This is a genomic window from Mycobacterium sp. (genome assembly GCF_049683935.1).
GTDB lineage: Bacteria > Actinomycetota > Actinomycetes > Mycobacteriales > Mycobacteriaceae > Mycobacterium.
In genome coordinates, this window is the sequence record NZ_JBAUJR010000002.1 from 1 (window position 1) to 7,139 (window position 7,139).

9 protein-coding genes are annotated in these 7,139 nt (G+C 60.2%); 6 read left to right on the plus strand and 3 right to left on the minus strand.

All coding sequences use genetic code 11. The features are described 5' to 3' along the window. Positions 1-354 precede the first annotated feature (354 nt). The 3 genes from WA965_RS00030 (at position 355) to WA965_RS00040 (ending at position 1,485) form a co-directional block, all read left to right on the plus strand. Complete coding sequence (locus WA965_RS00030) at positions 355-873, plus strand: helix-turn-helix domain-containing protein (protein WP_526301087.1); 519 nt, start codon at positions 355-357, stop codon at positions 871-873. Positions 874-1,176: 303 nt separating this feature from the next. After that, positions 1,177-1,341 (plus strand): hypothetical protein, encoded by a 165-nt coding sequence (locus WA965_RS00035; protein WP_526301089.1) that lies wholly within the window; start codon positions 1,177-1,179, stop codon positions 1,339-1,341. Between the two features lie 3 nt (positions 1,342-1,344). Next, positions 1,345-1,485 carry a hypothetical protein gene (locus WA965_RS00040; protein ID WP_526301091.1) on the plus strand — a complete coding sequence of 47 codons (141 nt, stop codon included), beginning with the start codon at positions 1,345-1,347 and terminating at the stop codon, positions 1,483-1,485. Between the two features lie 429 nt (positions 1,486-1,914). Here the strand turns inward: WA965_RS00040 and WA965_RS00045 are convergent, their stop codons facing one another. After that, on the minus strand, positions 1,915-2,643 hold the full coding sequence (locus WA965_RS00045) for a hypothetical protein (RefSeq protein WP_526301093.1): 729 nt from the start codon (positions 2,641-2,643) through the stop codon (positions 1,915-1,917). Between the two features lie 665 nt (positions 2,644-3,308). Between WA965_RS00045 and WA965_RS00050 the strand changes: the two genes are divergently transcribed. From WA965_RS00050 to WA965_RS00060, 3 genes are all read left to right on the plus strand, one after another. Beyond that, complete coding sequence (locus tag WA965_RS00050; RefSeq protein ID WP_526301095.1) at positions 3,309-4,145, plus strand: helix-turn-helix domain-containing protein; 837 nt, start codon at positions 3,309-3,311, stop codon at positions 4,143-4,145. Next, positions 4,123-4,305 (plus strand): helix-turn-helix domain-containing protein, encoded by a 183-nt coding sequence (locus WA965_RS00055; protein ID WP_049778127.1) that lies wholly within the window; start codon positions 4,123-4,125, stop codon positions 4,303-4,305. The genes WA965_RS00050 and WA965_RS00055 overlap by 23 nt, the downstream gene beginning before the upstream one ends. Before the next feature lie 133 nt (positions 4,306-4,438). After that, entirely contained in the window at positions 4,439-5,815 is a 1,377-nt protein-coding gene (locus WA965_RS00060; protein ID WP_526301097.1) for a site-specific integrase, read from the plus strand. Between the two features lie 163 nt (positions 5,816-5,978). Here WA965_RS00060 and WA965_RS00065 read toward each other — a convergent pair whose 3' ends face one another. Together WA965_RS00065 and WA965_RS00070 are read right to left on the minus strand one after the other, a co-directional pair. After that, positions 5,979-6,131, minus strand: a complete 153-nt coding sequence (locus tag WA965_RS00065) for a hypothetical protein (protein WP_526301099.1) — start codon at positions 6,129-6,131, stop codon at positions 5,979-5,981. 109 nt (positions 6,132-6,240) lie between these two features. Next, positions 6,241-7,053 (minus strand): hypothetical protein, encoded by an 813-nt coding sequence (locus WA965_RS00070; RefSeq protein WP_526301101.1) that lies wholly within the window; start codon positions 7,051-7,053, stop codon positions 6,241-6,243. Positions 7,054-7,139 lie beyond the last annotated feature (86 nt).

Here is a 7,139-nt window from a genome sequence, read left to right on the forward strand (position 1 = left end):
TCGCCGCCGCCACGCCCTCAACCAGGCCGGCACCCCCCGCCCCCAGATCGCCCGCAACCTCTCGATCCAGCGGCTACCGCAGCCTCGTGGCGCGCCAACAGGGTCAAGGGCTGCGAGGACCTCCTCGTCACCGCGGCGAGGACACACAGCCTGGCGCCCCGGTCGGCAATTCCGGCGCAGGACGGCCCACATGCGGGCACGTTGCTTGAGCGAATGCGCGCCGAGGAAACGTACTGACCCGCGCTACCACGGAACTTGTTGCGGCGCAGCGTGTTCAGCTCGTCGAGCAGATGCCGATAGCGCTGGACGAGCAAGTCCCTAGAGATCTATAGTATTCACTACTATAATTACGACATGAGTGATCGTAGCGGCGTGCTGCGGACGGTGATGCACGAAACAGGTACTACCCAGTCTGAGTTGTCCCGGTTCAGCGGCGTACATCAGCCAAGCATCAGCCAGTTTCTCTCCGGCAAAGTTGAACTCAGCGATGAGCAACTCGACCGGCTGCTGTCCTGCATGGGCTATCGACTCGAAATCACCCGTCAACCAATTGCTGCCGAGCTGACGCGTTCAGAACGCCGGTCATGGAAGCTTCACCGCGAGCTGGCCAAACACCTCGCACGTTCCGCCCTCACACAACAGCAACCCTCGATCGAACGTAACCTACGGCGATTACGGTCCAACGTCACCGGTGAGCCTCACCTGCGTAACCTCGACCGCTGGCAGTCCCTACTGAACGACGGCGATATACCCAGTATCCGTCGTGTCCTGACTGGCCTCAGCCGTGACTGCATCGAGATGCGCGAAGTCTCACCGATGGGTGGACTCCTTTCCGATGAGCAGCGCATCCGCGTTCTGCGCTCGGTCAACTGATGCCGGTGTACGGCTGTGTTCACAGGATGGTGTTGACCATCCGCTCTTTCAGATCCACAAGCACCGATAGCAGGATGTCGACAGACTTCCTACCAGGGACGCTGTGAGCCATTCCGATGTCCTTTGCCTGCCGTTGCAACCGATGAAGTCGTGCCGCAGTGCGGGGCCGGTCCTGCTCGCGCACAGCCAGTGCCCTTGCGTTCTTGGCAGTCCACCGAGCGTCGAGACTCTCGAAAGTCCGCTCAAACTCCGACGCTTTCTGTTGCGCCGGATCGCCGCGGCGACGCTAGCTATCCTGAGAGCATGACGAGCGAGGGCGGTGACACCGGATCGGAGCTGCCTATGTCCCCGGCTCCCCCGCGCCGTTTCGGCCAACTGCCCGACCTTGCGGTTCCAGATGACTTCGACGACCCACTCCCCGAGACGGAGCTGGCCACGTGGGAGGGACGAGCCTCCGACGAGGGTTGAGAATTGGCCGGCAAGGACGAGGACGAGCCGCATTTAGATCAGGCGAGGGTCGCCGTCTTTGTCGAGCACGATGTGCCGATCGCCGCGCTGGAGCGCGTCGAGCGCAAGATCAATTTCATGGACGGCGAGATCGGCGTCCTGTAGTTGCTCATTCCTTGAACTCTGGAGTCGAACAACAGGGTCGCCATCTCTAGATCCGACTCGAATACGTCGGGTTTTCATACGCCCAGCGGACGCGCAATCAGCCTCCGAGACTGCAATACTGACAACACGGGCCGCTCACTGATTATCTCTTTTATGGTCTCCGTGTTCAACCGAATCTACGGTTTCGATCGCCATGTAGACGCTGGCCCGGCTGATAAGCTCCTTGACAGCCGGGTCAAGAAGGTCTGCGACTGTGACATGCAAGCACTTAGCGTATGCAACCACCAGATCGTGATCCTCTTGACTAACTCGCTTCGCTAAAAGCTTTGTGCTCACCCGTTTTTCCCGATAGCGCCAGTTGCGACGGCGGCCATCAGCGCCCTCGGACATTAGAATCCGTTCCACCCACACCCGTCAAAATTAGTCCGATCATCCTTCGTGCAGCCAAGCAATTCTGCTACGGAGGCAATAGGACACCGCGTCGGGCGATGCCACTTCCAGGTCCCGCATTTCCGAGACGCACTCCTCGAAGCTGAACCCTACGTCAACCAGTGCCTTCATCCATGCGACGAGTGCGCGACCCTCATCGGCGTGAGAAGCACGGGCCCAAATTCGCCCGTACGTGGCCGCGACAGCCTGCGCGTAGGCGTCACGAACGACAGCCGAAGCGTCGTCGAAAAGTGCCTGTGAGATTGAGGCATACCGTTCCAGCTCGGCGGTACAAATACCGGAGACACTGAGATACAGTGACGCGCTTGTCACTTCGTTGCGCCAGAGATCCTGCAACGTAGAGCGATGAGAGCTTCTTGATTGGAGATTGTGTACATAGTCTGCGCCGCACACGTACGTCGCTAACTGAAGCGCAGCCTCATCCTTGGGCGGCGTTACTGACACACTTCGTGCGCTCAAGCCGTCCTCGAAAGAGGAGGCAAGGTCGACGCATGCACCTCCAAGACGGTTCCAAAGCGCCATCAGGTGATCGGCATGCCGCCCAAGCGGGTATGTCACCAACGTGTCTTCGTCGGGCAGGACTTCCGAGGTTGCAACCCCGAAATAGCGGGCCCACACTGCCGCTTGCCCAATGGTCTCCGAAAGCGCGGCATGCCTCCTGCCAAGTTCGAATCCGCGGCTATTGGCTTGACTCAGCTCATCGTTCATTGCCGGCCTCTAGACATTCAGAGAAGCACCTTGCGCTCATTCTTATGCCACCCCAACGGCAGCGCGTGTGCGTTCGGCGGGGCCGCCTGGCCATCGCTGTAGTCAACATCGCGCCGCACACGCTCCTAGGGTACCGACAACGTGCACCGATTGACCACCAATCCAAAGGTATTACGCAAGAACAATACTGAGCACTCTGGCTGCGCTCATGAAAGAAGATGTTCATGACTATGTCGCATGCCCCAGCAGTGCACAACAAGCGACCAACCAATGGTCAACTAGTACTCATCTAATGCTCCGTAGGCCCATTTTGGGATTTTCCGGTGCGTGAACGCACGGCAGAAAACGTACATCTACGGCCTGCCGCGAAGGCGGCTGCCGGAGTAGCCCAGACTGCCGGTCAACGTGAAACGTCCCGCACCGCCTCTGACTTCGCCTTCTGTCCGAGCACGATGACGACAAGTGTTGAAATCTGACTCAAGTCGCCCAGGGTGGTGGACGCCGTTTCATCTGTTCATCTACGTTCCATTTCACCGAGATTGCATCGCTTTGCGACGGCGGAATTCACCGCACACCAAAGTCGTCCGAGAGATCGTCTATGACCGCTCGAGAGAACTTGGAAACCGAATGATCGACGATTCGCCGAGAGCATGTGAGAGTGACCGATGAGTTGGAAAGCGCTCGACTGGTCAATAACCATTGAGGTCTCGACTCCGATAGAGCGCCTTGTCCTCATGCTGCTAGCGAACCGCGCAGACGAGAGCCTCTCCTGCTACCCGTCACTCCGAAAGCTTGTGTCGGAGTCTTGTGCTGCGAGAAGCACCGTGCTGAAGGCTCTCCGCAAACTCGAGGACGACGGGCTCGTTCTGCGAGTTGCTCAGTATCACGAATCCGGAGCAAGACGCTCAAGTCGCTACTTCCTCAATCACCCCGATGCGCCACACAGGCGCACCAGCCCGGATCCCGGCCTCCCCCAGTCCGCCAACGCGACCGGGCCCGTCCGATCTGCAGACAGGGAGGGTCCACCGCGTGCACTTCAGCGGGTCCAAGGTGCGGACCCCTTGAACCGTCCAATCGAACCGTCATCCAAACCTTCCTCAGCGTTCGTGCTGGAATCCCTTCCAAGACCTTGGAGAGTTAGCGGGGAGGATGCGAGAAAACTTTCACCTGCAATCGAGGCAGCATTCGCTGCGGGCTGGACGTCACAGACCTTGGTGGCCCACCTCTCATCCCGGCCGGAGGGAGTCCGCTTCCCTGCTGCAGTGCTGGCGCGGCGGCTAAATGAGCTACCAGCCCCGCCGCCTTTCTCAGTACGACGGAAGAAGCCGTGGTGCGGCGAGTGCGAGGACCCGCTGTCGCGCACGATCACAGTCACACAGACGGACGGCACCGAGGCAGCGACCTTCTGTCAACGATGCAGCCCACAACAGCAGTCCCTGCCCAGCGACAAATCGACGGTCTCGGAGGGAGGTGAATCAAATGGATTCGAACGTATTCGATGAGCTTCCGCTCCTCTTAGCCGTACCACGCGCGGCGGCGATTCTGGGAATCAGTCGAGCTGCGGCGTACCGTCTCGCGGCGTCTGGCGAACTTCCCGTACGCAGATTGGGAGGGCGCGTCTACATCGTCACCTCAGAGCTACAGCAACTGATCGCCTCGTAAGAAACTCTCGAAGTCGAGACGGCAGTTTCGTGCACGCTTATCGTATTCGCCGGGTTATCCCTGACGGCAGGTCTTTTCGCCGGCCCGACGCAGCGTGCAAGCGACCACAGTACAAACACCAGCAGGAGCGTGGATGACGACGACCGAAGAACCACCCACTAAGCGCACCCGCCGCACTGAGCCAATTACGCGGCGCAGCGCCAAGAACGGCGCAGTGAGCTACACATTCCAAGTGGACGTCGGGACCCACGCTGACGGCACCCGCGACAGACAGCGGTTCACTTTCTCCACATTCGCGGAAGCCCGCCGTGAGTACCGAAAAATCTCGACGGAGGTTGCAGCGGGGACGTTCGTAAAAAGAGACCTCACCACCGTCGCCGAGTATTTGGCAAGGTGGCTCGACGGAAGACGCGACGTCAGGGCTAATACCCTTGCAGGTTACCGACATTCGTTAAAGCCCGTTATCGACAATCTTGGCGGCTTGGGTTTGCAACAACTAGGAACGTCCGACATCGACGCCCTGGTAACACTGCGGCTGAATGGCACGCCCATTTCCCAGCGTGAGAGGCGCGGACGGCGCGCTGCTGAGGTATTGGCGTACTTGCGGTCAAGATCCGGCGGTGCCCAATACGCGGAAGTTCGTGACGAACTCGGCAATCCTGGCGTCAAGGCCTTAGATCGGCTGGTCGCCTCGGGCGAGGTGATACGGCCTAGCCGCGGCCGATATGTTGCCGTTCGGGACAGCGATCCCGTGCAGTCCAAGATTCCAGGCAACGTTAGTTCCCGGACTGTCGTGACAATGCTCGTGGTGCTGTCGTCGGCCCTCGACGACGCTATGAGGGAGGGCCTTGTAGCCCGAAACGTAGCGCGTTTAGTGAGGAGGCCCGCGGTGGAGCATCACGAAATGGCCACTTGGACAGCAGAACAAGCGGTTCGGTTTCGCGAACATGTGCGCGGCGATCGGCTCGCCGCATGTTGGCTGCTGACCCTGGCAGGGCTTCGCCGGTCGGAAGTTCTAGGACTACGTTGGTCCGATGTGGACCTCGATGGCGGAACGGTCACCATCGCTCAGGGTCGTGTTGTAGCAGAAGGCCAAGGCACTATCACCGGAGACCCGAAGTCCAAGCGGTCTCGCAGGGCACTACCGATGCCCGCCGAAGTGCTCGCCGCACTGCGCGTCTTTAGGCTCCGCCAGTCTGAAGAACGCCTCGCCATCGGCTCGGAGTATCCCGACACCGGGTTGGTCGCCGTCAACGTGATTGGCCTCCCTATCCGACCGGAGACGTATTCAGGCGAATTCATGCGGCACGCGAAAGACGCTGGTGTGCCTTTAATTCGGTTACACGACGTTCGACATACCGCAGCCACCATGCTGCTCGATCGCGGAACAACACCCTCGGCTACTGCAAAATGGCTCGGCCATGACCCAGCGATTACGCTTCGGGTATACGGGCACGTATATGACGGCGCACTTGCGGCGGCGGGCGACACACTGCTTCGGGGCCACTAATTCTCGCCAGGGCGCCGAGCGATCAGCGCAAGGAGCCGTTTCAACACCGCGAACCGCTGCAATAGCCGCCTTGGCGCAGTCACGCCGGACGCTGTCCTGCGATCAAATCACCTAGTTCAATTAAGGATCTGTGATGTTGGCCCAACAAGCTCGGGCCGGCACGCTACGCGCTCGCGCGTGCCTCAACCCACTTAACCAAGCGGCGACGGCGTTCTGCGATGCGCTCGGGATTCTGCTCGGCGTCACGCTCGGCGGCATCGGCTTCCGCCCAGGCGCGACGCATATCGGCGTCGTGGAACTCCACAGTCTTCGCCATCACTCACCCCTTTTCGGACGACGCCAGCATACCTGCGCTCCCTGACAAAACCCGTTAGGCACATTCTAGTTCCCTCGCTGCTGGGAGGCCTTGGCGATGCGGGCGGGCGTCATCGTCGTCGCTTCGGCGGCGGCAAGTAGGTGTGCCAGAACCTTGATGATGCGACGTCCGAGTGCGAGAAACCGTCAGCCTCGAGCGTGTTGGCTGTCAGCATCCCGAAAGCGAGCCTGTCCGCGCGAACAGCGACCGACACAAACGACCTGTACTGCCGATTCCTAGAGACGTCCCATGAGGCGGGAACCGCGGCGTTCGTGTCATTACTCCACTCGACATCGCCACTATCTATCAGGTCCCATACCCCCTGATCACTGCCGTGGCCCTCGACGAACTCGCTGGTGAAGGAGTCTTCGCGATTTCGGGAGTCACTGTAGGTGCCCGACTGCATCACCCTGGATTGAGCACCTAGGTCTTGCACCCGAAAGTAGGCAGCCCTCGGCGCTTCGCTCTGGACGAGATCGCAGACCTTGCTGACGATTGACGTGCGAAACCCGCTGATCTCCACATCCTTCGTCGCCTGATCCAACACCGAGAGCCGGCGCAGCTTGTCGGCAGTGCCGAGCATGGCCCCGTTGATAAGCAATGAAGTGCGACGAGACTCTGCCTTGAGGGCTTGGTCGAGCGAGACCCGCTCCTCCTCCTGTTGGCGCTTGAACGCGCGCTCGTTGCGGAACTTGAAGAAACCGACAACAGCGGTCGCCACCGCGAGGCAGCCGGCCAGAATGCGGATCGCTACGAGCCAATTGCCCGGCGGAACGAGGCTGACCGTAAAGGTGGCCGCCGCGGTCAGAATAGCCAGCGCCGTCAGCGCGAAGTTGAAGGCGACCGCCTGATCCTTGACAGCCTTCGTCTCCTCCACCCCCACCGCGGCAGCACCTCACACAGGGTCGACGTAACCGAACAATGAATCCCTACTCGCGCAGTCTTAAAACGGTTCCGCCACCCCTCCTC

What these genes read in the sequence shown, in the direction of transcription:
- WA965_RS00035 (WP_526301089.1), top strand. Translation starts at nt 1,177, where the DNA reads ATGACGAGCGAGGGCGGTGACACCGGATCGGAGCTGCCTATGTCCCCG.
- WA965_RS00065 (WP_526301099.1), bottom strand. Translation starts at nt 6,131, where the DNA reads ATGGCGAAGACTGTGGAGTTCCACGACGCCGATATGCGTCGCGCCTGG.
- WA965_RS00060 (WP_526301097.1), top strand. Translation starts at nt 4,439, where the DNA reads ATGACGACGACCGAAGAACCACCCACTAAGCGCACCCGCCGCACTGAG.
- WA965_RS00055 (WP_049778127.1), top strand. Translation starts at nt 4,123, where the DNA reads ATGGATTCGAACGTATTCGATGAGCTTCCGCTCCTCTTAGCCGTACCA.
- WA965_RS00050 (WP_526301095.1), top strand. Translation starts at nt 3,309, where the DNA reads ATGAGTTGGAAAGCGCTCGACTGGTCAATAACCATTGAGGTCTCGACT.
- WA965_RS00045 (WP_526301093.1), bottom strand. Translation starts at nt 2,643, where the DNA reads ATGAACGATGAGCTGAGTCAAGCCAATAGCCGCGGATTCGAACTTGGC.
- WA965_RS00030 (WP_526301087.1), top strand. Translation starts at nt 355, where the DNA reads ATGAGTGATCGTAGCGGCGTGCTGCGGACGGTGATGCACGAAACAGGT.